A 23,711-nucleotide genomic window follows, 5' to 3' on the forward strand; every position below is an offset into this window, starting at 1 on the left:
CTTCTTTAAGAATATAAATTTTCATTTTCTTAAATTGCTGGCTTAAATGTAATTTACTATGAAAAAAACTTTACTATTATTAGCATTTTCGCTATCAATATTTTTTACAACTAAAACTGTAGCGCAGGAATATAACTTAAATATGTTTGACCAGGCAGTTTACTATGGTATGTATGAAGCTACCGTAAGTGAACCTGTACCTGATGGAGCTATACGAAACAGTAACTCATCATACGGTAAAAAGTTTACAGAAGAACAATTGGCTTCTTTCGGGAATACACTTACAATGACTGTTACTTTACATCCACTTTGTGATAATTATGACAGGATTGGAAACGTAAACCTTGTATTTACCGAAAAAGGTGTTACTACTTATGATTATAATGATGTTATACGTATAGAGATAGGTAGATTTATTACACCATTTATGGATTTGAGAGTGACTGACCCGGACAGTGTGCCTTATGTTTTTGAATTAGATAATTTAACAGGTGTTTTTCATAATGAAGAAATTACTTCTAACTATGATATTTGGGTAGAGCTTGAAGTATATGGTTATCAGGGAGGTCCTGGCCAGGGAGGTGCAGCTGAGGAGATACCGATTTGTGAAGGCAGAAATGATGTTTATATGGGGTCGCTTGACTTTACTTCGACTACGGATGAAACAGTAGAAGAGCCTAATTTTCTTCTACCGTTAGAACATAAGTATGAGCTTAAAAATTATACATTAGAGGGAACTGATGTATTAGGAGAAACAGTAAGAACATTAAGCTTTACACTTGAAGAGCATGTAACAGACGCTACAATACATCTTATAACATCCAATCACGGTTCTAATTCAGGAGGAGAAGAATATATAAGAAGGTGGCATTATATATATTTTGATGACGAATTAGTAGCTAATTATAAGCCCGGAGGAGTATCGTGTGTACCTTTCTTTGAATATAACACACAGCCAAGCTGTATTTATTACGATTGTTCTACAAACCCTGCGTATCCCAGACCTGATAACGATGCAGCATGGTCATGGAATAACTGGTGCCCGGGCGATAAAATTCCTAACAGAGTGATAGAACTTGGAGATTTGGAAGCTGGTGAACACAGCTTTAAAATAGATGTTCCTGATGCTCAGTTTGTAGGTGAACAAGGTTATTTTCCAATGTCAGTATATATACAAGGGCAATCAGCAACGGGAGGTCTAGCTCTTGATGCACCTGCTTTTGAAAAGGCTTCATTTAGTGTATATCCTAACCCTGTAGAAAATATAGTAACAATTTCGGCAGAAGGAAAAGAAATAGCTTTAGTAAACGTGGTAAATACTTTAGGACAAACAGTGCTTACAGGAAAGAATGAGAAAATAGACCTTTCTGAAATGCAACAAGGTATTTATGTTATTGAAGTGAAATTTACAGATGGAACAGATGCTGTAAATAAAATAGTTAAGAAATAATTTTTGTGTATTTTATATCTTGGAGTGAGAAATCCGCCGTATGGCGGATTTTTTTTATTCTCCGGTATAAAGAAAATAAAAGTTTAATTAAAAACTCAAACGTATTAAAGCGTTAGGTGTACGCTGCAGTGCAAAGGTGTTTATTACCTCTATGTCTTCCTGATTATTAATTCGGTAATAACGGTTGATTATATTTTCACGATTAAATATGTTTAGTATAGATAAACCGAATTGTAACCTAACTTTGGGTTTAATATCCCAACGATAAGATGCTGAAAAGTTAACCTGAAAAAAGCTGGCAATATTGTATGAGTTGGGGTAGTCATAAAAAATAGATGGGTTGCCGTTATTATCATATACAGGAATGTTTAGCACAGGTTTAGTATAAGGGTGTCCTGTAAACCATTTGGATCCCAGTGCTATTTTAAAGTTATACCATTCATAAATAGCAGCAGTATTTATAGTATGGCTTATCTCAAAACTATTACTAAATTTTTCAGGCTCAACATCATCAAACCTATAGGTGTTATTATTCCATGTATAGCTTAACCATGTATAAAAGTTTTTAAACTGCTTTTGCACTAAAAACTCTGTACCGTAAACCTTGTAACTCCCTTTTGACTGCACTTGTTGTAATTGATCCTGAAAAGCCTGTCCATAGGTAGTGATGCCATCTACTGTTTTGTAAAAATTATCGAGCGATACCAGCCAGCCCCTGTCTTTAAATGTAACACCCGCAGAAAATTGTTTACTGCGTTGCACAGGTACATCAATATCATTAGCCAGTACCCACCGTCTTTTTTCAAGGCCTAAAAAGTCTCCCTGTAATTCTACTACCTGAGATATTGTTTGGCTTTTGGATTCGGCTAATAATTCCACCTGCCAAGCACCATCAAACATATAGTTAAATTGTAATCGGGGCTCTATATATATTGTTTTTAACTGCTCAATATAATTAAAACGAAGTCCTGAACGAACGTATATTTTCTCTTTCTCAGGAGCATATTCCAGTTCTCCTATTAAAGCATGTGTTCTTAATATCTGGTTAAGAGTTCTGTTATTAGCAAGCATTGTCATAGTCTCATTTACCTCATCAGTATTCTCAATCTTCGTAGAGTTAAACTGATACCCGCTATGCAATGTAAACATGGGAGCTAAAGTATTACTGTTTCTGATGCGAAAGCCTCCGTCGTAAACTTTGTTTTCCTGCTTAGTAGTTTCGTTAGTTTCTATAGATTGATTGGTACTGTATACATTATAAAGTGAACCATATACATCAAAACTTGTGCTGTGTGTTTCATTCCAGTTTGTTTTAAACCCTGCAGAGCCACCATACGTTTCCTGGTCAAGGTTGCTAACAGTGGTAATTACATTAGCGTTATCTATAGTTCCCTGAGTAAAGTCTAAACGGTTATTTATACCCAATACATGGAGGTATAAATCACTTCTTTCTCCAATTTTTTTATGGTACTGCCCTGTAAAATCATAAAAGTAAAACTCCTTATCACTTTTGTAATTAACATCTGTGCTATTGGCCAGTTCTGTAACTACAGTATTTTGAAATATTCTTTCAGAGTATTTAGAATAAGTGGGTAGGTCGAGAAAATCAGTAAACGAGCGTCTTGCCGAAAGTTCTAAGTTTGCGCTATCTGATAATTTGAATTTTGTGTAAAAATCAGTATTAATCATGTTACTGCCTATAGTAGTAGAGCCATCCTCTATATGTTCAGTTCTGGAAGATATATCTACAACGCTTGAAACACTTTCTCCGTAAAATGCTGAGGTACCATTTTTAGATATTTTAACATCATAAGCTATGTTAGGGTTAATAGCGGATATTAAACCGAAAAAGTGACCTGTTTGAAATAAACGTATGCCATTCCACATAAATAGGTTTTGATCGTGTGTGCCTCCGCGAACGTTGATGTTGGAAACAGTTTCATCAATACTCATTATACCCGGTAATTGCTGCATTGTTTGTAGTACATCAGGCTCTATAAGACCGGGTAGTATACCAAATTTTTCCGGTGAAATATTAAAACTACCATCTTTCTTTTTAGATATACCTGTGGTAAGGTAACGCTCTGTAATTATTTCATCCAGCTCTATTATATTAAGTCCTAGTATTATTTGCAGGCAGTCGCCATCACTTTCTTTTGGTTCTATAACAGTAGGTATATAACCTAAGTGCCCTATGTATAGTTTTTTAGGCAGGGAAGATGAGTTGATTTCAAAATAGCCATCAATACCGCTTACAATACTTTCACTTTCATTAAATTGTACAGAAACATTTTCTATAGCATTTCCAAATTCATCAGTTATATAAGCACAAAACCTCTTTTTACGAACTGTTGCATTTTTATACACAACTATATACTCATTTATCTCTTTAAAAAACAAATTAGTTCGGTTAGTTATATAAACTAATTTAGCTTTAAGGGGAATGCGTTTTTCAGGAGGGAAAATACTATGCCCGAAAACATCTTTTTCAGTATAACTAAACTTTACACTATGCTGTTTAGCTATAGTGTCTAAAATTTGTTTTAAGGCAATACTTTTTACTTCGTCTTGTCCGTATGCACGGACCACGAAAAAAAAAACAGTGGAAAATATAAGCAGGTTTTTAATGCTTACTTTCATTCATTGGAGTTAGTATAATTTTATTACCTGTTTTCTTGGTCTTTAACTGATAAGCAGTTGTGAAAATATCTAACGCTTCATCTAAGTTATCCATAGGTAATACTCCGCTAAAGGTACTATAATTTCCTTTATTAGTCTCTATTTCAATGTTATATTGACGCTCTATTTCAGCAATAACATTATCAAAAGTTTCTTTGTGAAATTCTGCTTCATAAGTTAACCAGCCCGGTGTAGTATCAGTTTCAAATTCAACAGCTACATTTTCATTACCTTCATAAGCAATTGTTTGACCGGGTCTTAGTAATACTTCTGTACCATTACTTGATACCTTTACCTTACCTTCATAGCATGTTACTTCAAAACGATTGTTTCTGTTTTTAACATTAAACTGAGTTCCTACAACTGTAACAATCCCGTTTGGTGTTACTACATCAAACTTTTTCCCTTTCGCTACTTTAAAAAATGCTTCACCGTTAAGTTCTACCTTACGGTTATCATCCCAGTTCCATGTTTTGTATTCAGCTTGTGAGCCTGAGTTAAGCATTACTGTTGAATTATCGGGAAGTAAAAATTCAGTATGCTCCCCTGCCATAGCAATTTGGTTTGTTGTGTGGGTAGTGTAAAAAAAGAATGTTACCCCTAATGCTATTATTAATACCGCAGCAATTTTAGCAAACCACGGCGTAAGTTTCCTTACCCCTTTATTCTGGTTTCTTGATTTGGCTACGTTTTTATATATAGTATCTATATCAGCTTGTGGAGCGGTAAGCTCTGCTGAGTAATCTTTTATCTTTTGATAAGTATGATATTCAGGCGACTTTTTGAACTCTTCCAGCTCAGCACCTTCCATCTTTCCATCAAGCCATTTTGCCAATTTTATATCTTCTTCTTTCATCTTTTCGCTCTTATTTGTATGTATAACAGGTTTACTACTGTTTTCCCTACCTCATATTTTCAATTTCTTTTCGCAACTCTACCAATGCAGTGTGTATACGCTTTTCTACAGCTTTAACACTAATACCCAGCATCTCAGCAATTTCTTTATATTTCTTACCCTCAATCCTGTGTAATAAAAAAGCAGTGCGTTGTGCTTCGCTTAGGTTAGCAATGGCATTTTGCAGTTTTGTTTTAAACTGTTCCTCCTCCATTACAAATTCAGGACTTTGGTTATCAGTCCCTTTTTTAGTCGATTTTTTAGCGTATTCTAAAACTACTTTTTGGTGGGCAATGTGGTTTAAAGAAGCATTATTGGCTACTGTATATAAAAACGATTTTGCCTTTTCAGGAGGCACATCTGCGCAGTTTTGCCATAATTTAATGAAGGCTTCCTGAGTTACATCGTCGGCCTGCTCTTCATTTCCGAATTTATAGTAAAGGTAATTACGAAGTGCTTGCGCATGATTTTTAAAAAAATCAGAAAATGTAATTTCTTCACAAATACCTTTTAGTGAAGTCTTTTTCATGGAGCAATAAATAAGGCTGTCAAGGTATAAATTTTTTTTGTTCTTAAACAATTTTCAATTTTTATCTGGGTAGTTTTTTTAATAGCAAACTTTAGGAACTATCAGTATTACATTGATTTAGCTGTGTTAAAACTAACAGTGAAATTGTTAGTGTATTTTTAAAAAATAAAGAAAAGTAAAATAAAAATGTTAAAATTTAGTTTTTAAGGTAGGGTAATTTTAATTACGGCTGTTTTAGTTATATATGCCGCATAATAAATGCGGGTTTCCGAGTCGGGAGCAAAACCTTTTAAAGGTTAAAATATATAATGAAAAAGAAACCCTAGTTAACTTTCCCTACGTAGTAAAACCAATCTGTACAGATTGGTTTCTACCGGGGATAAGCTTAGAGTTACATTTTGGTTTTCTTTAAAGTTTGAATTAAAATAAAGTCTGGATATATATTTTTAGAATAGTTGTGTTTTTTTAAATATTCACGTTTTTTCCAAGAAAAGCCGATCTCTTTCCCAAGATCGGCTTTCTATTTTTATGTAAATACCGTTTTTATTAAAAAAAGACTATAATTAAAGCAGTATTTTAAATAGAGTGTTCTTTCTTTAAAAATCAAATCATTAAATTTGCAAACTTATAGTAGAAATAACTTATTGTTATATGTTTGATAATTTAAGTGATAAATTAGATAAAGCCTTACACGTATTAAAAGGGCACGGAAAGATAACCGAAGTAAATGTTGCTGATACTCTTAAAGAAGTACGCCGTGCATTACTTGATGCCGACGTTAACTTTAAAATAGCTAAAGAGTTTACCAATACAGTAAAAGAAAAAGCTTTAGGACAAGATGTATTAACTACCCTGCAACCGGGGCAGTTAATGGTGAAGCTGGTAAAAGATGAGCTTACCCAGTTAATGGGGGGCGAGACAGCTGGTGTAAACCTCTCCGGTAACCCTACGGTAATATTAATGTCAGGTTTACAAGGTTCCGGTAAAACAACATTTTCCGGTAAACTGGCTAATTTCCTTAAGACAAAGAAAAATAAAAAACCACTATTAGTAGCCTGTGATATTTACCGCCCTGCGGCGATAAACCAGTTACATGTAGTAGGAGACCAGATAGGGGTAGAAGTATACTCTGAAGAAGGAAATAAAAACCCTGTACAAATAGCTCAAAATGCAATTAACCACGCTAAAGCTAATGGTTTTAATGTAGTGATTGTCGATACGGCAGGTCGTTTAGCTATTGATGAGCAGATGATGAACGAAATAGCAAACGTTCATAAAGCTATAGAACCACACGAAACACTATTTGTGGTAGACTCTATGACGGGTCAGGATGCTGTTAATACTGCTAAAGCATTTAATGACAGACTGAACTTTGATGGGGTAGTACTTACAAAACTTGATGGTGATACACGTGGTGGTGCAGCTATTTCTATTAAATCGGTAGTAAATAAACCAATTAAGTTTATAGGTACCGGTGAGAAAATGGAAGCTATTGATGTTTTCCACCCTGCTCGTATGGCAGACCGTATTCTTGGTATGGGGGACGTTGTTTCCCTTGTGGAAAGAGCACAGGAGCAGTATGATGAAGAGGAAGCAAGAAAGCTACAGAAGAAAATTGCCAAAAATGAATTTGGTTTTGATGATTTCCTTTCGCAAATACAGCAGGTAAAGAAAATGGGTAACATGAAAGACCTTGTAGGTATGATACCCGGTGCCGGAAAAGCATTAAAAGATGTAGAAATAGAAGATGATGCCTTTAAGCATATAGAGGCTATAATACATTCAATGACTCCGGGAGAGCGTACAAAGCCTTCTATACTTGATGCTAAGCGTAAAAAGCGTATTGCAAAAGGTTCAGGAACGTCAATACAGCAAGTAAATCAACTTTTAAAACAGTTTGACCAAATGAGCAAAATGATGAAGATGATGCAGGGAGGCGGAGCTAAAAACATGATGCGCATGATGGGCGGCATGAAAGGCATGCGACCATAACAAAAATAAATAAGCATATAAAGGCGCGGGTAACCGCGTCTTTTTTAATAGTATCTATTCTATCACTAAATATAAACAACACACAATGCAATTATTAGACGGAAAGAAAACCTCAAACGACATCAAGAATGAGATTGCTGCTGAGGTAGAAAAAATGAAACAAAATGGTGAGAAAGTACCACACCTTGCCGCTGTTATAGTAGGTAACGATGGTGCCAGTCTTACTTATGTGGGGAGTAAAGTAAAAGCCTGCGAAAGAGTAGGGTTTGAGTCTACTCTTGTAAAAATGCCAAGTACAACATCTGAAATGGAACTTCTTAAAAAAATAGAAGAACTTAACCAGAATGATGATATTGATGGCTTTATTGTACAGTTACCTTTACCGGAGCAAATAGACACCCAAAAAGTTATTGAAGCTATAGACCCAAGTAAGGATGTGGATGGTTTCCACCCTGAGAACTTTGGTAAAATGGCGCTGGACATGACTACGTTTATTCCTGCTACACCATTTGGTATATTAGAACTGTTAGAGCGCTATAATGTAGAAACAGCAGGTAAACATACAGTAGTTATTGGGCGTAGCCACATTGTGGGCAGGCCAATGAGTATACTAATGGGGCGTAAAGGCTTTCCCGGTAACAGTACCGTTACGCTTACGCACAGCCATACTAAAAACATTAACCAGATAACTACACAGGCAGATATTATTATTACGGCACTTGGAGTACCAAACTACCTGAAGGCTGAAATGATTAAAGACGACGCTGTAGTAATTGACGTGGGTATCACCCGTGTGGCTGATGACACTACTGAGAAAGGCTATAAAATAACAGGTGATGTAGATTTTGAAAATGTAAGTAAGAAAGCATCATTTATTACACCTGTACCGGGTGGAGTAGGACCTATGACGATTGCTATGCTGCTTAAAAATACCCTTTTAGCAAGAGAGCAACGCAAGTTTAAAAAATAAATTTCTTAATTGTATATAAATAAAAAGCCCCGCATTAAGCAGGGCTTTTTATTTTGTAGGTTACTGTAAATTAAAAGTCAGTAGACTGGCTTACGCTTTTCCAAGCCTCTATTTCATTATGTAGCGTAGTGATTTTGTTTTCTGCCAGTTGAACAGAGTCGCTACCTAAAAGTAGGTATAACGGCGGATTATCAATATTAGCTACTTTAATTATTTCTGCTACACCTTTTTCAGGGTTTCCTTGTTGGTTACCGTTTATTTGGTTTTGGTGTACTTCCTGAACTTTTCTTACTTCTTCATAAGCAGTTATAGGGCTTTTGGCAACTGCAAGGGAGTCAGACTCCAAGAAGTTTGTTCTGAAATAACCAGGTAATACAGCCGTAACATTTATACCGAAAGGTTTACCTTCTACTTGAAGAGATTCTGTAAAGCCAAGAACAGCAAATTTAGTTGCGCAATAGATACCAAACCCCGGGAAGGCGCCTGTAATTCCTGCAATAGAGGAAATATTGAAAATATGCCCCGATCTTTGTTTACGTAAATGAGGTAGTACTTGTCTTATTACATTAAGTGAACCGAAAACATTAACATCAAAATTTGTTCTTGCTTCTTCATCGCTTAACTCTTCAAGACTACCTGTTATACCATATCCGGCATTGTTAACTACAATGTCTATTTTACCGAATGTAGTAATAGTTTTGTTTACTGCATCAGCAACACTTTGTTCATTAATAAGGTCAACTTCCAAAGGTAAAAAGTTTTCATTTGTAGTGTCCACTGCATCTTTAAGCTGTTGTAAATTTCTTGATGTAGCTGCTACTGCATCGTCTTTTTCTAATAACTGCTTAACGAATAATAAACCGAAACCTTTTGAAGCTCCGGTAATAAACCATACTTTTTTTGCTTGATTTTCCATACTGTTTTTTTGTTTAATGATTACAGTACAAAATTATGCAGCAACTAATTGTTTGTTATTGCAAGCTTCAAACTGATTGTTGCAAAAATCAAACAGTTCGGTATCGGGTAGGGGTAACTGATGTTTGCTTCTTGAAAAAATTATTAAAGTGTGAGGCTTCTTCAAAACCAAGACTGTTGCTTATCTCGGAAATATTCCAATTGGTGTGTTTTAATAATGCTTTTGCTTCAGCTATTATTCTTTCTGCTATAATTGTGGTGGTAGTTTTTCCTGTAGTATTTTTAACGGCTCGGTTTAAATGATTTACGTGTACACCTAGATCAGAGGCAAAATCACTGGCAGAGCGCATATTAAAGCGTTGAGCCGGAGTTTCTATAGGGAATTGTCTTTCCAATAATTCTTTGAAAACAGATGTTATGCGTGAGTTTGCATTGGGGTGATTGTATAACTTTTCACTTGGTTCGGTTTTTAAAGCCATGTGAATAATCTCGTTTAAATAACTACGTATCAGGTCGTATTTAAAAGCATAATCAGATTTGATTTCAATCATCATTTTTTTAAATATTTCTGTTACAGTGTCTTTTTGTTCGCTGTTTAGTATGTAAGATGGTTTTCCTCCTGCAGTAAACATAGGTAGTTCATCAAGAGAGGTTTTCATTCCTTCACTAAAGAAAGGCGTGGTAAAAATACAGAAGAAACCTGTGCTTATATCAGATAAAGCTTCCCATGTATAAGGAACTTGCGGGTTAAAAAATATTAATGTTGTACCGTCTATTTCTATACTTTTATCTGCATAGTGGTAGCGGTTATTGCCTGTTATAAGGCTTACTTTATAGTAATCTCTTCGGCTATATTGTACTTGTTTGCCAGGCAGTAAGCAATCTTCCAGTTTAAAAACATTAAAATGACCAATATTATTGCTAAGAGGCTCCTTTTCGGTTTCTCCTTTATTTATATGTTTTGAATAAAACTGTTGTAGTGATTCTGCTTCCATAATCCTGCTATATTACAAAATTCAAATCAAAAGTAATAAAAAAGCTGACTTGATAGTCAGCTTTTAGTTATACTTTTTTATTTTCTTCCAGTTCGAGGGCGTGGGCTATTGTTATTTCTTGGAGTCTTTTTAAAGCTAGTATTGTTTGATGCTTTTTGCTGAGAAGCTTTTGGTAAACTGGCTTCCTCTGTTTTGCTGCTTGGTGCTATTAGTTTGTTTAATTCTTTAATTTCTTGCGAAGTTAAATCTCTATAGCGACCAACAGGAACATCAAGTGAGATATTTATAATACGGGTTCTTTTTAGTGCGGTAACCTCATACCCCAAATATTCGCACATACGGCGTATCTGTCTGTTTAGCCCTTGTGTAAGTATAATTCTGAAAATATATTTACTTACACGTTCTACTTTACATTTTCGGGTTACAGTATCCAGTATTGGTATACCATTACCCATACGCTGAATGAAACGATCGGTAATAGGTTTGTTTACCGTAACGATATATTCTTTTTCGTGATTATTACGTGCGCGGAGTATTTTATTGACTATATCACCATCATCAGTCATAAAAATAAGCCCTTCACTGGCTTTGTCAAGGCGCCCGATAGGGAAAATTCTTTTATGATAATTAATGTAGTCTACTATATTGTGCTTTACGTCCTGATTAGTGGTACATTCTATGCCTACAGGTTTATTAAACGCTAAATAAGTATGCTTGCCTGTTTTCTCACGAATAAGTTTACCATTTATCCTGATTTCATCTTCATGGGTTACTTTAGTGCCCATTTCAGGAACTGTGCCATTTACAGTAACACGACCTTCATCTATAAGTTTATCGGCTTCCCTACGGGAACAATAACCGGTTTCTGCTATAAATTTATTGAGTCGTTTTAATTCTGCTTCCATAAATGTATTTAAAAAAAGTAAAGCCTGCATTGAGGCTTTTTAGAAGTGATTAGTTAGCGTTAAAGAATGACTTAATACTTCCTTTTATCGATTATTTCCTGGTATTTTTTAGCCTGTTCTTCTGATAACAGTTTGAAGATTTCCTTATCAATTTTTTCGCTGATCTCCCTTGCTTTGTCTTCCTTTGCTTTTCTGGGAGAATCCTCAGTTGCTATACTCATTATAGCATCTTTATTGTCGTTATATATAACTTTTACTGCCGCTTTTTGAAAATCATCAAGATTTAATTCTTTTGCTAAGCTGTTTACAGTAACCTCTACTATATCTATATTTTCAGCTCTCTTTTTGTTATTATTGCCTTTATATCTCTGTTGTGCAATATTACGATTTACTCCGCCTGTAGCACCTTGGTTATAGTACTGGGCAAAAGCCGTAGTAGTACCCGATAAAAATATAAACAGAACAAATAATTTTACAGATAGTTTCATAGTATTATAAATTACTGATTACCAAATTTACAATAAAAATAAATAATAGTTTCCTCGTGGTTAAATAATTACTTCTCCGGTTCACCATAAAGGTCAAACTCGGTAGCATCAGTAATTTTAATGTTTACAAACTCACCTGTTTTTAGGTATGTTTTAGTTGCATCTATAAGTACTTCATTATCCACATCAGGACTGTCAAATTCTGTTCTGCCTACAAAATAATTACCTTCTTTACGGTCTATTATACAACGGAATGTCTCGCCTATTTTTTCCTGGTTTAACTCCCAGGATATTTGAGATTGTAACTCCATTATTTCGTTAGCGCGTTGTTGCTTCACATCTGCAGGAACATCATCTTCCAGTGTGTAAGCATGTGTGTTTTCTTCATGTGAGTAAGCAAAGCAGCCTAAACGTTCAAAACGCATATCTTCAACCCATTGTTTAAGGGTTTGGAAGTCTTCTTCCGTTTCTCCGGGATAACCTACAATAAGTGTGGTACGTATTGCCATACCCGGTACAGCTTCCCGGAACTGCTTCAACAGTTTTGTAGTTTTTTCCTGTGTTGTACCACGGCGCATAGATTTTAGTACGCTGTCTGCAATGTGTTGTAACGGTATATCAATATAATTACAAACCTTAGGTTCGCGTTTCATTACTTCAAGTACATCCATAGGGAAACCGGTAGGAAAAGCGTAATGCAAACGAATCCATTCTATACCTTCAACTTTAACCAGGTTTTCAAGCAGTTCGGCTAGGTTACGTTTTTTATAAAGGTCAAGACCATAATAAGTAAGGTCCTGCGCTATAAGTATTAATTCCTTTACACCATTTTTAGCAAGGTTTTCTGCCTCTTTTACTAATTTTTCTATAGGTTGCGATACGTGTTTGCCACGCATTAATGGTATTGCGCAAAAACTGCACGGGCGGTCGCACCCTTCAGCTATTTTAAGGTAAGCATAGTTTTTTGGGGTAGTGGTAAGGCGTTCCCCTAAAAGTTCATGCTTATAGTCTGCTCCTAAAGCTTTAAGTAAATGAGGTAACTCTGTAGTACCAAAATATTGGTCTATGTTAGGGATTTCCTTTTCTAAATCCGGTTTGTAACGTTCAGAAAGGCATCCTGTTACAAAAACTTTATCTACTATACCTTGCTCTTTTTTCTCAGCATAGTTTAGTATCATGTTAACCGATTCCTCTTTTGCATTGTCAATAAAACCACAAGTGTTTATTACCACTATATTTCCTTCCTCATGTTCAGGAGCTTCGTGGGTAACTTCTTTACCGCTAGCTTTTAACTGACCCATTAACACCTCACTGTCATAAACATTTTTAGAGCAGCCCAGTGTTACAACATTAATTTTATTCTTCTTTAACGATTTGGTTCTCATGTACTTGAAAATTGGAGTGCAAAATTACGCTTTTTATTAACAGTTACAGGTATATAGCCGTTAAAATTTATATAGTAAGACTTTGCTAAAAAATAACGAATAAAAATAATTTTAAATAAAATAAATCGTTATTATTGCTGTAAGTCCATTATAACTAATAAATTATGAAAAAAAACTTTAAAAATATTACTGCTTATATAGTGGCATTATGTTCATTTATTGTGTTTCTATCGTGCGAAACTGAAGAAAAGGTAGAATCTCTATCAGGACAAGAAACACATTCTTCATTAATAAGTATTGATGAAGTTCTGACTAAAATCAATAGTCCGAAAATTAAAAGCACAATTAACAACCTTACTAATTCTAACTTAAAGTCTAAACTTAGCGATTTTGAAAAACCTGAGTATTTTGAAAAGATTGGTGTAACAGATAAATTCCATCAATATACACTTTACTTAAATGGTTATTCAGCAGAACGCCCTTATTTTTTGTACTATATTATTACTGTTGATACTGATTTAAAAGAGAAATCCGGTTTTTTAAGGTATACCCCCAATCAAGCGATTGCAGTTCTTGATGCAACCAAGTTTTCAGGGAAATTAGAATTATTAAGTGATGATATGGAGCTTCAGGCAGATATACCTTTTGAGCAAGGGCAACCTCTTTCTTTAGGAACAACTGTATGTGTAGAAAGTGTAATTATAAATGTTTATAATTGTAGTAACGGAGGTGAACACTCTCCAGGGGAATCATGTGCTCCGGGTTATGTAAATGATGCTTATTATTCATTTGTAGACATAGTTGAGAACTGCTGGACAGAATTTAATTATAATACAAGTCCTGGAACTTTTGTTGGCGGTGGGGGACCGGGGTTGTCAAATATAGATATATTTAATAGCAAACTTACGACTCAACAACAATCTTTTTTGGATAATAACCCAAGTATTAAGGACAAAATATATGATGGTATAGAGAGATCGGTATATGTTTCTATGGCATTATCTATGGTTGATTTAGGAATGAGAGATATGAATTTGTTTAACTTATTGTTAAATCATATAGAAGAACATAACTATTCCCAGAGTAGTACAAGGTTTGTAAGTTGGGCTCTTGATTATTTAGACAATAATAACAGTGTTTCTGCTGAGGTTTTTGAAAATCAATTTATGGGCTTGTCGGAAGGACAAGATGGAGTTTATGATGCAGAATATTGGGAAGATCCTAATTTAACTTTTCCCCCTCAAGAATTACCTTCATGGGAAGATTTTTAATAATGCTTTTCCTCTAGATAGTGACCCTTTGTATGATACACCAGAAAAAATGTATAATTCAATAGGAGGACAGGTTTTGTCAATATATTCAGGCCCCCAGACTAATACATGTGCAGTGAGATTATCAAAAGCATTAAATTATTCAGGTGTTGATATACCTCATATTCCAGGTAAAACTTTTAAAGGGGCTGATAATCTTTATTATTTTAAAGCTGCTTATGAAATTAATTTGTGGATGAGAAAAACTTTCGGAACAAACCCTGCAACCTCTTCAACACCTTATAATAGTAATCATATAAAATATACGGGGACACAAGCAGGAGAGAATGGTGTTAATTTACCTAGCTTGCTTTCTGGAAAAAAAGGTATATATTCACTATATTCAAGTAATTTTCAATGGGCTACAGGGCATGCAGATATATTATATAGTAATAGCACATGCGGTAATAATTGTCATTTTTATGATGCACCAATTGCTAGAATTGATATTTGGATACTAAATTAATTAAGATGAGAAAATATTTAATTTTTACATTGATTGTTTTTTTAGGATGTTCTACTCCTAAGTATAAAAAATTTGATTATAATACATCTGCTAATCCTTGGATAGATGCATATAAGGATCAAGTTTTTATAGCTTGCTTGAAAGAGAGTTATAGTAATGAAGAGATATTTAAACTTATAGAAAAAGAGGATGCTTATAATCCTTATGATGGTTTGGATTTAGTATCTTTCAATAACGCAAAACAAAGAGGTGAAAAAATAGCATTAAACATACCTTTACCAGTAATGTGTGAAGGTTGTGAGGACGGCATGAATTATTATATGGCAACATGTTTACATTATTATAAGAGTGAAGAGTTAGATTCTATAGCAAAGTCTGAATATCGACGTTTTATTAACCAATAAATAATTAGCACTTTGTGAAAACATTTTTATACAATCTTCTATTTATTTTGTTTTCTATCAGTTCTTTTTCTCAAGATTTTTATGAAAATGAAGTGGTTGAAAGTCAGTCAGGAGTAAAGTTTACAGAGTTGAAACTAAAAGTAAACAGGCTTGTCCCTATAAAAGATGTGTTTTTTATAGTTGATACAATTAATCAAACTAAAGATATAGAGGCAGTAAAGAAGTTAGTAAAGGAATCGAAAATTGATAATGCAGTTTTTTATTTTGCTACTATTCCCAGCGATTTATCTTTAAAAGAAAAAGAAGAAATTTTTAAAAATATCATACTAACTTTTACTGATAGGATGAAAATGGTTGAATCCCATTTATATGCCATAATGCCGGAGGATATTGCTTCTGCTTATAAAATAGAGGTTAAAGAAATGGAGACGAAAGGTTTTGGCTTTACAAATAAAATTAGAGGTTCTATGATCGATACTGATATTGATAATATACTCCGTTTTATTGTAGAGAAAAATAATCTTTTAGCTAATTGTTATGATAATTAGCAAGCAACTTTAATTATAAAATCAAAAAGCCATTCTGATAATGAATGGCTTTTTAAAATATAGTAAGTAGAAAAAATAATTAATTACAAGTCTAAAGTGTACGATAGTGTAAAGTTGTTATTAGTACTTTCCACTCTGTAAGTGTCCGTTAAACCTACCCCAAATTGTTGTCTGTCCATATCGCGCTCATACCACGTATAAGCAAAATCTAACCTTGAGTTTCCAAATGCAATTCCTACACCTCCGGAATACCCTGTAAGGTCACCAATAGTACTTCCGTTTTTATATGGGCTTTCCGCATAACGATAACCCGCTCTCAGGCTAACGTTTTTAATACGATATTCACCACCTACACGTAGTTCACCAGCCATATCCAATGTATTGTTAAGATCAAAGTTTATCGCTTCATATCCATTGGTACTGAATTTAGTGTTGCTGTAATCTTTTATAGTATAGTCAACACTCAATAAACCTGATTGACCAAATATATAAGCAAGACTACCAGTCCATGAAGAAGGTGTTTTTATAGTATAGTCATCCAGTATAAAAGTTATGTATGGGTTTACACCGTTTGTTCCGCCGCATTCAGGACAGTATGATGATATACTTTGTGTTATTTCATCTTGTAAGCGTAGCCATGCAGGAGACTCGTATGATGCACCCGCACGGAATTGTTCGGTAATTTTAACAATGCCACCTAAACTGAAAGAAACTCCGCCACCATAGGTGTATCGTTCATTATTAAAGCGTACCGATTGCAGTCCTGTAGGTACATTAGCATCTTCGTAAAACGATGATGTTTGTATGTTATCAGTAACGTGTACGTTAATATTAGCACCTAAATACACTCTGTTTTTTAATTCAGTAGCAAAGTTTAAAGCTACTTTACCATGATAACCATTTATTGAGGTGTAGTTTTCCTGATAAAAATTATTTGCAGAACTGTCATAATTAGAAACGTAGCTTGTATTATTAGGGGTATCAGCAACAGGATTAAATATATAAGCATTGTAACCTAGATATGCCTGTTGGTCTGCAAAGCCTAACTGTTCTAAATAACTGTTATTTAATACGTTTAAAGGTGTGCCGTTAGCATAATTTAAAAAGTACTGGTCTACTGAGTTATTTGGGTTTACCCCTTGCGTATAAAGCCTGTTATCAAAACTATTAGTGTTTTCGTAATTAAACCCAAGAGAAAATTTATTCATAAAAGCTTCTGGGTTTGAGTTACGAAACACAAAAACAGCACCTGCTTGGTTTAAATCAAATGTGCTGTCATCTTGTTTGGCTTTTGAACCAAAATATGTAGTAGTATTATCTACATTGTAAATTGAAAGGGTAGCAGTACCCGAATTGTAGTTATATACAGCTGAACCTGCGGGGTTAACCATAATTGCCGAAGGATCTCCACCTACAGCACCAAATGCTCCGCCCATTGCACGAAAACGCGCTGTACCGGTAAGGTTATCTATAGAATATCTTACTGCATCTGCAGCAGTGTTAAGGTCCTGCCTTTGTGCATAAGTAGTTATAGTAGTTAAACTAAAAGCAGCTAGTAGGATATGTTTTTTCATAGTATTGTTTTAATGTAGTAATGTAATTAAAAGTGTGAAGTAAATTAAATTACCCCACACTATAATATATAATTAACCTCTGCGTCCGCCGCTTCTGCTTCCACTACTTCTTCCGCCACCGGAAGATCTGCCTCCGCCAAATCCTCCTGAACTTCTTGAAGGACTTGCGTTGGAACGGCGTGAAGGTGTGTAACTTCTTGTTCTTGAAGGAGAACTGTTTCTGCTTCTTGAAGGCGTATAGTTACGGTTATTATTTCGTGTACTGTTTCTTGAAGAGTTGTTGTATATACTTCTTGATCTGCCGGCTCTTGAACTGTTATTATATCTTGAAGTGTTTCCTCTGCTTCTTACAGTAGTACCGTTTCTGCGAGATGAGTTTACAGCAGATCTGTTTCCGGTTCTGTAACTATTTGCTCTTCTTCCGCTTGTATTATAATAAGAACTTCTTCCTCCTGAATAGTAATTTGAACTTCTTCTGTTATTATAATAGCGGTTGTTGTAATTGTGGTAGTAGTTTCCGGCATATCCATAATAATAGTTTGGCCATCCCCAGCCACCATAGTAACCGGTATAAGGATATCCCCATCCCCAATTATTCCATGCAACATTCCATCCCCAAGTTCCATAACCCCAGCCGATGCCCCAGTTAGGTCCGTACCAGTTGTTGTACCAACCGCCGTAATAAGGATAGCCCCAAGTATTCCATCCCCAGTTGTTATAACCCCAGCCGGCATTGTAACCGGTGTATATGTTTACATTTACATTGTCAGGATCTTCACCCCAACCCGGGTATGCGTTATAGCTTGTAGTAGTATATGAGTTGTCTACGTAAACCGTATCATTATCCTCATCGTAAGAGCTGTACTCATCTACATCTGTAAAAGCTGTTGCAGGATATTGATTTTGCAGAGAATTAAAATATGCTTTGTAGTTCATGTTTTGCCCCGAAACATCTCCATCGGTATATTCCGATACATTACCGTCATTATAAGTGTATACAGGTTCGTTGTTCTCATCTCTGGGAACAGAACCGTATATTCCATCTGTATCATAACTTGAAGAGTTTTGGTAAGAGCTGCATGACGATGCTACTAATGCTAAAACACTCAGTATAGAAAAAATGGAAAATCGATTTAGGATGTAGTAATTAGTTTTCATATCTCTGCATTTTTTTTGTGTTAGGCTTTGCAAAATGGTTATTTTTGCGAAACTATATTATTATATAATAAATTTAAACAATATTTGTGCCAATCTAAAATAAAATGGGTAAGAACTTAACAACACGGTCAGAAGATTATTCCAAATGGTATAACGAATTAGTGGTAAAAGCCGACCTTGCTGAGAATTCAGGAGTAAGGGGATGTATGGTTATAAAGCCCTACGGGTATGCTATTTGGGAGAAAATGCAGGCAGAACTTGATAGAATGTTTAAAGAAACAGGACACCAAAATGCATATTTCCCGTTATTTATACCCAAATCTTATTTTAGTAAAGAGGCTAGCCACGTAGACGGTTTTGCAAAAGAGTGTGCAGTTGTAACACATTACAGGCTTAAAACAGGTGAGGACGGAAAGACTATTGAAGTAGACCCTGATGCTAAACTGGAAGAGGAACTTATAGTACGACCAACATCTGAAACCATTATATGGGATACCTACAGAGGTTGGGTACAATCCTACAGAGATTTACCTATTATGGTAAACCAATGGGCTAACGTAGTGCGTTGGGAAATGCGAACAAGATTGTTTTTAAGAACTGCTGAGTTTTTATGGCAGGAAGGGCATACTGCGCATGCTACCGAAAAAGAAGCTATACAGGAAGCAGAACAAATGATGAATATATATGCTGATTTTGCAGAGAATTTTATGGCTGTACCGGTAATAAAAGGTGTAAAAACAGCCAATGAGCGTTTTGCGGGAGCAGTAGAAACCTATTGTATAGAAGCATTAATGCAGGACGGTAAAGCACTACAGGCAGGAACATCGCACTTTTTAGGACAAAACTTTGCTAAAGCATTTGATGTTAAGTTTGCTAATAAAGAAGGTAAGCAAGAGCATGTATGGGCAACATCTTGGGGCGTTTCCACAAGACTAATGGGAGCTTTGGTAATGACACACTCTGATGATAACGGACTTGTTTTACCGCCAAACTTAGCACCTATACAAGTAGTAATTGTACCTATATATAGGAATGATGAGCAGTTTGATGCTATTAGTGAAGAAGCAAACGAATTAATGAAATCGTTACGCAAGCTGGGCATATCAGTTAAGTATGATAACAGAGATACCCATAAACCGGGCTGGAAGTTTAATGAATATGAACTTAAAGGCGTACCTGTGCGTATAGCTATAGGACCTAAAGATTTAGAGAATGGTACTTTTGAAATAGCACGAAGAGATAACCTTACAAAAGAGATTATAGCTAAAGATGCTGTTGTAGAACATGTGCAAAACCTTCTTGAAGAGATGCAAAAAGCACTTTTTGAAAAGGCTTTAAATTACAGGGCAGAACATATTACAGAAGTAGACAGTTTTGATGAGTTTAAAGAAGTGTTAGAAGGTAAAGGAGGTTTTATATCAGCGCATTGGGACGGAACTCCTGAAACAGAGGATAAAATAAAAGAATTAACTAAGGCTACAATACGTTGTATTCCTCTTGACAAGAAAGAGGAAGAGGGTAGTTGTGTACTAACCGGGAACCCTTCTAAAGGCAGGGTTTTATTCGCAAAAGCATATTAAAAAAACTTTTTTTGTTTTTGTGTTGCGTAAATAAAAAATAGTTGTATTTTTGCATCCGCAATACAGAAACAATGAGGCCCGTTCGTCTATCGGTTAGGACGCCAGGTTTTCATCCTGGAAAGAGGGGTTCGACTCCCCTACGGGCTACTAAAGTAGCCTAAGTTTAAAAAAGGCTCTTTTTCTGTAAAGCACCGGCCCGTTCGTCTAGGGGTTAGGACGCCAGGTTTTCATCCTGGTAACAGGGGTTCGAATCCCCTACGGGCTACCAAAAAAGATAAGTAAAGACATTTAAGTAGTAAAACAAATGGCAAATCATAAGTCAGCATTAAAGAGAATAAGAAGTAACGAGAAGAAGAGAGTGTTGAACAGATATCAGCATAAAACTACACGTAACGCTATAAAAGCGATACGTATGGCTACTGATAAAAGTGAAGCATCTGAAAAGCTTTCTTCAGTTGTATCTATGATAGACAAATTAGCGAAGAAAAACATAATTCACGCTAATAAGGCTTCAAACCTTAAATCGAAATTAACTAAGCACGTTGCAGCTCTATAATTAAGAGTTAACTGCTTATTGTAATATTACAGCAGCTCCCATAACGGGAGCTTTTTTTGTTTGTATACTATTATTTAAAAACATATTCGTAATTATAAAACTTGATGAATTGAAATAATAACTATTATTTTACTTTAAAAATATGTTTCACCTCTTATTTATGTGAAAAATTATTAACTTAGTAGATAATAACAATCTTCTCAATAAAAAATAAGAAAATATTTAAGAATTGGGGGAGTCTTAAATTATTTTTATGTTCAGGATTTTACAATTTTTCACTGTTATGGGAATAGCAGGGAGTTTTCTGCTGGCGTTTTTAAATCACGCCTATTGGGCAGAAATAGCTGTAGTAAGCGGTACTATTGCTTATGGAGTATTAACAATACTTACGCTTTTTAAAGCAAATTTTAGAATGAGGGTTCCATATATATCGGAAGTTGTACTGGGCGGATTGCTTATAGTACTCATTCGTGACGGATATACTTATGCTGGAGCACGGCCTATGCTTTACTATTTGTTTATAGCTTGCTTTATTTTACGTACAGTTTCTATTAAAAATGAAGAGCAATTAGCAGGTTAGCATGCTTACTTAAATTAAGGTTTATTCTTTACTCTTTTTTTCTTCGGCTTCTTGTATGTCGTCAGAATCAGCATGCATTTCTTCTTGCTCACTATCTGCTTTAGCCTCATACTGTACACTTATGTATATAGGAAAATGGTCCGAGCCAAAGTTACTAAGTCGCTTAATCGCATTTAGTTTAAAATCTGGAGAAATAAAAGCATGATCTAATGGGAAGCGTAAAAAAGGGTAACGGGCATGGAAACTGTTAAAAAAACCTCTGCCACGCCTCGGGTCTAAAAGTCCGCTCATTTTTAAAAATAACTTAGTGGTATGGCTCCATGCTACATCATTCAGGTCTCCTATAACAATTACAGGTAGTTTTTCTTCTTTAGCAATGTCAGCTACTATAAGTAATTCTTTATCTCTTTCAGTCGATTTTATATTTTCTCCCGGAGCAGGAGGGGTAGGATGTACACCGTGTATTATTATTTCTTTCCCGCTTTTTAAAATAACCTTACTGTGTATAGAGGGTACATCATCTTCTACTATATAATCTACCTTGTAGTCTTTTAATTCCAATTTAGAGTAAAACAACATGCCGTATGTGTTTTCTTTAGGAACCAGAATATGATAAGGGTATTTTTCTTTAAGCTCTTTTGTACCTTCTTCCCACTTTTTGTTGGTTTCCAGTAAGAATACAATATCAGGATTAGCTTTATTAACCTCCTGCAGGCAGCCGTTAGTGTTATTGTTATATTGATATACATTTGATATCATTATACTAATACTCTGGTCGGGGATACTATTCTTAGCTTTTATAACTTGCTTTTTGCCGAATATTGTAAATGGGAAAATAAGGTAAGCCAGATATAGTAAGTTAATGCTGATAGCACCTATAAGTACCCAAAATAGAATGTTATGCTTACTGTAAAAGTACGATACAAGCATTAAACAAATAACAGAAAGTACAAACTTTTGCAACCGGGGATAGTCAAATACTCTAAACGTCCAATAATCATTTCTTATTAATGACATGGCAGTAAAAGAAAGTAAAAGACAAGTAAATAGTATTAAAAAAGTATTCAATTTGTGTGGTATATGGTTGATTTATACAAATATACAATCACTAGTTTTATTAAATGTTATTTTTAATATAAAGGAAAGAATAGTTGTGCTAATATAATGTGAAAGAGAGGTGGTTTTATACCACCTCTCTTGTAATATCTAAAGGTAATCGGGTTAAAAGTTCATAATTAAGCTGGTCACTTCTTTCTCCAAACGAAGCAACACTTACCTCATATTCGCCTTGTGTACCTATTAGTGTTACTTTATCTCCACTTTTTACATCGTTTATACTGGTAACGTCTACAGCAAGACAGTTCATATTTACTAAGCCTACAACGGGAACGCGCCAGCCATTTATAATAACAACTCCTGTATTACTCAAACTTCTGCTAAAACCATGTGCATAGCCTACGGGGACAATAGCAAGTTTCATAGGGTGATGTGAGAAGAATGCCTGAGAATAACCTATAAACTCACCGGGAGGGACATTTTTAATGCTCATTACAGCACTCTCCCACGATATTATTCTTTTTAAAGGTGATTCGGTTACTTTATACTTGTTGAAATATTCTATAAGTACTTCGGGGCTTGACCAAAAACCATATTGCATTATACCTATTCTAATCATATCATAATGCATATCCGGTAAGCGTACCGCTGCTGCGGAGCAACAGGTATGTTTTATTTCAGGTTCTATTCCATGAGTCTTAAACTCTTTTACTGCTTTTTTAAATAGTATTTTTTGGCGTTTAATCCTTACATAGTTAGCAATGCTTTCAGCACCGGCAAAGTGCATGCACAAGCCTTTAAATACAAGTTTATCTGCATTGTTTTTTAAATGTGCAGCCAGTTCAGGTATTTCACCCAGCTCAAAACCGGTACGATACATACCGGTTTCCACTTCAATATGTATAAGTGCTTTTTTACCTATTTTTTCAGACAGCTTAATAGCTGCTGCAAGCCTTTCCATCGTAAACACATAAAATTCAATATTATGCTCTATAGCCCAGGCAATATCGCCTTCATCAAGCGATCCCATAATCATTATAGTACTTTCGGGAGAGGCAGCGTCATAAACTTCATAGGCTTCGTGAGCGTTAAATACTGAAAAGTGATTTACACCACACGCTTCAGCCATGGGGACATATGTTTTTATACCATGTCCGTATGCGTTGCCTTTTACAACAGCGCTTATTTTTACGTTTTTAAAATAGTTTCTTAAAAATTCCCAGTTCGATTGTAGTGCAGCTTGTTCCAGCTTTATAACCGATGATGCTTTCATTTT

The 23,711-nt window shown here is 35.1% G+C and carries 22 protein-coding genes and 2 tRNA genes; 12 read left to right on the forward strand and 12 right to left on the reverse strand.

Annotated features, from left to right (window positions below; all coding sequences use genetic code 11):
- Positions 1-58 precede the first annotated feature (58 nt).
- Positions 59-1,450: a peptide-N-glycosidase F-related protein gene (locus tag IEW45_RS05420; RefSeq protein WP_188620208.1), complete on the forward strand. Its 1,392-nt coding sequence runs from the start codon at positions 59-61 to the stop codon at positions 1,448-1,450.
- An 87-nt stretch (positions 1,451-1,537) separates the two neighbouring features.
- On the opposite strand, the gene IEW45_RS05425 is transcribed toward IEW45_RS05420, so the two are convergent.
- From IEW45_RS05425 to IEW45_RS05435, 3 genes are read right to left on the reverse strand one after another with little or no spacing between them, the layout of a single operon-like run.
- Complete coding sequence (locus IEW45_RS05425; protein ID WP_188620209.1) at positions 1,538-4,090, reverse strand: TonB-dependent receptor plug domain-containing protein; 2,553 nt, start codon at positions 4,088-4,090, stop codon at positions 1,538-1,540.
- Positions 4,074-4,985, reverse strand: a complete 912-nt coding sequence (locus tag IEW45_RS05430; protein WP_188620210.1) for a FecR family protein — start codon at positions 4,983-4,985, stop codon at positions 4,074-4,076. The genes IEW45_RS05425 and IEW45_RS05430 overlap by 17 nt, the downstream gene beginning before the upstream one ends.
- 46 nt (positions 4,986-5,031) lie before the next feature.
- Positions 5,032-5,553: an RNA polymerase sigma factor gene (locus IEW45_RS05435; RefSeq protein ID WP_188620211.1), complete on the reverse strand. Its 522-nt coding sequence runs from the start codon at positions 5,551-5,553 to the stop codon at positions 5,032-5,034.
- A gap of 651 nt (positions 5,554-6,204) precedes the next feature.
- Here IEW45_RS05435 and ffh point away from each other — a divergent pair.
- Entirely contained in the window at positions 6,205-7,545 is a 1,341-nt protein-coding gene (gene ffh, locus IEW45_RS05440) for a signal recognition particle protein (RefSeq protein WP_188620212.1), read from the forward strand.
- An 85-nt stretch (positions 7,546-7,630) separates the two neighbouring features.
- Positions 7,631-8,515 carry a bifunctional 5,10-methylenetetrahydrofolate dehydrogenase/5,10-methenyltetrahydrofolate cyclohydrolase gene (locus IEW45_RS05445; RefSeq protein WP_188620213.1) on the forward strand — a complete coding sequence of 295 codons (885 nt, stop codon included), beginning with the start codon at positions 7,631-7,633 and terminating at the stop codon, positions 8,513-8,515.
- A 70-nt stretch (positions 8,516-8,585) separates the two neighbouring features.
- Here the strand turns inward: IEW45_RS05445 and IEW45_RS05450 are convergent, their stop codons facing one another.
- The 5 genes from IEW45_RS05450 to rimO form a co-directional block, all read right to left on the reverse strand.
- Positions 8,586-9,431, reverse strand: a complete 846-nt coding sequence (locus IEW45_RS05450) for an SDR family NAD(P)-dependent oxidoreductase (RefSeq protein WP_188620214.1) — start codon at positions 9,429-9,431, stop codon at positions 8,586-8,588.
- A gap of 88 nt (positions 9,432-9,519) precedes the next feature.
- On the reverse strand, positions 9,520-10,425 hold the full coding sequence (locus IEW45_RS05455; RefSeq protein ID WP_188620215.1) for a helix-turn-helix domain-containing protein: 906 nt from the start codon (positions 10,423-10,425) through the stop codon (positions 9,520-9,522).
- A gap of 77 nt (positions 10,426-10,502) precedes the next feature.
- The gene (gene rluF / locus IEW45_RS05460) at positions 10,503-11,330 is read right to left on the reverse strand and encodes a 23S rRNA pseudouridine(2604) synthase RluF (RefSeq protein ID WP_188620216.1); all 828 of its coding nucleotides are present in this window, start codon (positions 11,328-11,330) and stop codon (positions 10,503-10,505) included.
- 71 nt (positions 11,331-11,401) lie between these two features.
- The gene (locus tag IEW45_RS05465; RefSeq protein ID WP_188620217.1) at positions 11,402-11,818 is read right to left on the reverse strand and encodes a hypothetical protein; all 417 of its coding nucleotides are present in this window, start codon (positions 11,816-11,818) and stop codon (positions 11,402-11,404) included.
- 68 nt (positions 11,819-11,886) lie between these two features.
- Positions 11,887-13,203 carry a 30S ribosomal protein S12 methylthiotransferase RimO gene (gene rimO, locus IEW45_RS05470; protein WP_188620218.1) on the reverse strand — a complete coding sequence of 439 codons (1,317 nt, stop codon included), beginning with the start codon at positions 13,201-13,203 and terminating at the stop codon, positions 11,887-11,889.
- 164 nt (positions 13,204-13,367) lie between these two features.
- Here rimO and IEW45_RS05475 point away from each other — a divergent pair, with 164 nt between their 5' ends.
- Genes IEW45_RS05475 through IEW45_RS05490 form a run of 4 tightly spaced genes read left to right on the forward strand, consistent with a single transcriptional unit; the run spans position 13,368 to position 15,931 of the window.
- On the forward strand, positions 13,368-14,474 hold the full coding sequence (locus IEW45_RS05475) for a hypothetical protein (RefSeq protein WP_188620219.1): 1,107 nt from the start codon (positions 13,368-13,370) through the stop codon (positions 14,472-14,474).
- A gap of 49 nt (positions 14,475-14,523) precedes the next feature.
- The gene (locus IEW45_RS05480; protein ID WP_229665897.1) at positions 14,524-14,979 is read left to right on the forward strand and encodes a T6SS effector amidase Tae4 family protein; all 456 of its coding nucleotides are present in this window, start codon (positions 14,524-14,526) and stop codon (positions 14,977-14,979) included.
- A gap of 5 nt (positions 14,980-14,984) precedes the next feature.
- The gene (locus IEW45_RS05485; protein WP_188620221.1) at positions 14,985-15,383 is read left to right on the forward strand and encodes a hypothetical protein; all 399 of its coding nucleotides are present in this window, start codon (positions 14,985-14,987) and stop codon (positions 15,381-15,383) included.
- 14 nt (positions 15,384-15,397) lie between these two features.
- Complete coding sequence (locus tag IEW45_RS05490; protein ID WP_188620222.1) at positions 15,398-15,931, forward strand: hypothetical protein; 534 nt, start codon at positions 15,398-15,400, stop codon at positions 15,929-15,931.
- An 83-nt stretch (positions 15,932-16,014) separates the two neighbouring features.
- Here IEW45_RS05490 and IEW45_RS05495 read toward each other — a convergent pair whose 3' ends face one another.
- Together IEW45_RS05495 and IEW45_RS05500 are read right to left on the reverse strand one after the other, a co-directional pair.
- Complete coding sequence (locus IEW45_RS05495) at positions 16,015-17,505, reverse strand: OmpP1/FadL family transporter (RefSeq protein ID WP_188620223.1); 1,491 nt, start codon at positions 17,503-17,505, stop codon at positions 16,015-16,017.
- Between the two features lie 72 nt (positions 17,506-17,577).
- A complete protein-coding gene (locus IEW45_RS05500) occupies positions 17,578-18,663 on the reverse strand; it encodes a hypothetical protein (protein WP_188620224.1) in 1,086 nt (361 codons plus the stop codon).
- A 104-nt stretch (positions 18,664-18,767) separates the two neighbouring features.
- Between IEW45_RS05500 and proS the strand changes: the two genes are divergently transcribed.
- The 5 genes from proS to IEW45_RS05525 all read left to right on the forward strand — a co-directional run bounded on the left by proS (position 18,768) and on the right by IEW45_RS05525 (position 21,379).
- Positions 18,768-20,243: a proline--tRNA ligase gene (proS, locus tag IEW45_RS05505; protein ID WP_188620225.1), complete on the forward strand. Its 1,476-nt coding sequence runs from the start codon at positions 18,768-18,770 to the stop codon at positions 20,241-20,243.
- A 75-nt stretch (positions 20,244-20,318) separates the two neighbouring features.
- A tRNA-Glu gene (locus tag IEW45_RS05510) sits at positions 20,319-20,390 on the forward strand.
- 46 nt (positions 20,391-20,436) lie between these two features.
- A tRNA-Glu gene (locus IEW45_RS05515) sits at positions 20,437-20,511 on the forward strand.
- A gap of 36 nt (positions 20,512-20,547) precedes the next feature.
- Positions 20,548-20,799: a 30S ribosomal protein S20 gene (gene rpsT, locus IEW45_RS05520; protein WP_188620226.1), complete on the forward strand. Its 252-nt coding sequence runs from the start codon at positions 20,548-20,550 to the stop codon at positions 20,797-20,799.
- A gap of 253 nt (positions 20,800-21,052) precedes the next feature.
- On the forward strand, positions 21,053-21,379 hold the full coding sequence (locus IEW45_RS05525) for a hypothetical protein (protein WP_188620227.1): 327 nt from the start codon (positions 21,053-21,055) through the stop codon (positions 21,377-21,379).
- A gap of 21 nt (positions 21,380-21,400) precedes the next feature.
- Here the strand turns inward: IEW45_RS05525 and IEW45_RS05530 are convergent, their stop codons facing one another.
- The gene (locus IEW45_RS05530; RefSeq protein WP_229665898.1) at positions 21,401-22,396 is read right to left on the reverse strand and encodes an endonuclease/exonuclease/phosphatase family protein; all 996 of its coding nucleotides are present in this window, start codon (positions 22,394-22,396) and stop codon (positions 21,401-21,403) included.
- A 166-nt stretch (positions 22,397-22,562) separates the two neighbouring features.
- Positions 22,563-23,708 (reverse strand): alanine racemase, encoded by a 1,146-nt coding sequence (gene alr / locus IEW45_RS05535; protein WP_188620229.1) that lies wholly within the window; start codon positions 23,706-23,708, stop codon positions 22,563-22,565.
- Positions 23,709-23,711 lie beyond the last annotated feature (3 nt).

The sequence above is a fragment of the Flavobacterium suaedae genome, assembly GCF_014642915.1.
Taxonomy (GTDB): domain Bacteria; phylum Bacteroidota; class Bacteroidia; order Flavobacteriales; family Flavobacteriaceae; genus Flavobacterium; species Flavobacterium suaedae.

What these genes read in the sequence shown, in the direction of transcription:
- IEW45_RS05420 (WP_188620208.1), top strand. Translation starts at nt 59, where the DNA reads ATGAAAAAAACTTTACTATTATTAGCATTTTCGCTATCAATATTTTTT.
- IEW45_RS05425 (WP_188620209.1), bottom strand. Translation starts at nt 4,090, where the DNA reads ATGAAAGTAAGCATTAAAAACCTGCTTATATTTTCCACTGTTTTTTTT.
- IEW45_RS05430 (WP_188620210.1), bottom strand. Translation starts at nt 4,985, where the DNA reads ATGAAAGAAGAAGATATAAAATTGGCAAAATGGCTTGATGGAAAGATG.
- IEW45_RS05435 (WP_188620211.1), bottom strand. Translation starts at nt 5,553, where the DNA reads ATGAAAAAGACTTCACTAAAAGGTATTTGTGAAGAAATTACATTTTCT.
- ffh (WP_188620212.1), top strand. Translation starts at nt 6,205, where the DNA reads ATGTTTGATAATTTAAGTGATAAATTAGATAAAGCCTTACACGTATTA.
- IEW45_RS05445 (WP_188620213.1), top strand. Translation starts at nt 7,631, where the DNA reads ATGCAATTATTAGACGGAAAGAAAACCTCAAACGACATCAAGAATGAG.
- IEW45_RS05450 (WP_188620214.1), bottom strand. Translation starts at nt 9,431, where the DNA reads ATGGAAAATCAAGCAAAAAAAGTATGGTTTATTACCGGAGCTTCAAAA.
- IEW45_RS05455 (WP_188620215.1), bottom strand. Translation starts at nt 10,425, where the DNA reads ATGGAAGCAGAATCACTACAACAGTTTTATTCAAAACATATAAATAAA.
- rluF (WP_188620216.1), bottom strand. Translation starts at nt 11,330, where the DNA reads ATGGAAGCAGAATTAAAACGACTCAATAAATTTATAGCAGAAACCGGT.
- IEW45_RS05465 (WP_188620217.1), bottom strand. Translation starts at nt 11,818, where the DNA reads ATGAAACTATCTGTAAAATTATTTGTTCTGTTTATATTTTTATCGGGT.
- rimO (WP_188620218.1), bottom strand. Translation starts at nt 13,203, where the DNA reads ATGAGAACCAAATCGTTAAAGAAGAATAAAATTAATGTTGTAACACTG.
- IEW45_RS05475 (WP_188620219.1), top strand. Translation starts at nt 13,368, where the DNA reads ATGAAAAAAAACTTTAAAAATATTACTGCTTATATAGTGGCATTATGT.
- IEW45_RS05480 (WP_229665897.1), top strand. Translation starts at nt 14,524, where the DNA reads ATGTATAATTCAATAGGAGGACAGGTTTTGTCAATATATTCAGGCCCC.
- IEW45_RS05485 (WP_188620221.1), top strand. Translation starts at nt 14,985, where the DNA reads ATGAGAAAATATTTAATTTTTACATTGATTGTTTTTTTAGGATGTTCT.
- IEW45_RS05495 (WP_188620223.1), bottom strand. Translation starts at nt 17,505, where the DNA reads ATGAAAAAACATATCCTACTAGCTGCTTTTAGTTTAACTACTATAACT.
- IEW45_RS05500 (WP_188620224.1), bottom strand. Translation starts at nt 18,663, where the DNA reads ATGAAAACTAATTACTACATCCTAAATCGATTTTCCATTTTTTCTATA.
- proS (WP_188620225.1), top strand. Translation starts at nt 18,768, where the DNA reads ATGGGTAAGAACTTAACAACACGGTCAGAAGATTATTCCAAATGGTAT.
- rpsT (WP_188620226.1), top strand. Translation starts at nt 20,548, where the DNA reads ATGGCAAATCATAAGTCAGCATTAAAGAGAATAAGAAGTAACGAGAAG.
- IEW45_RS05525 (WP_188620227.1), top strand. Translation starts at nt 21,053, where the DNA reads ATGTTCAGGATTTTACAATTTTTCACTGTTATGGGAATAGCAGGGAGT.
- IEW45_RS05530 (WP_229665898.1), bottom strand. Translation starts at nt 22,396, where the DNA reads ATGTCATTAATAAGAAATGATTATTGGACGTTTAGAGTATTTGACTAT.
- alr (WP_188620229.1), bottom strand. Translation starts at nt 23,708, where the DNA reads ATGAAAGCATCATCGGTTATAAAGCTGGAACAAGCTGCACTACAATCG.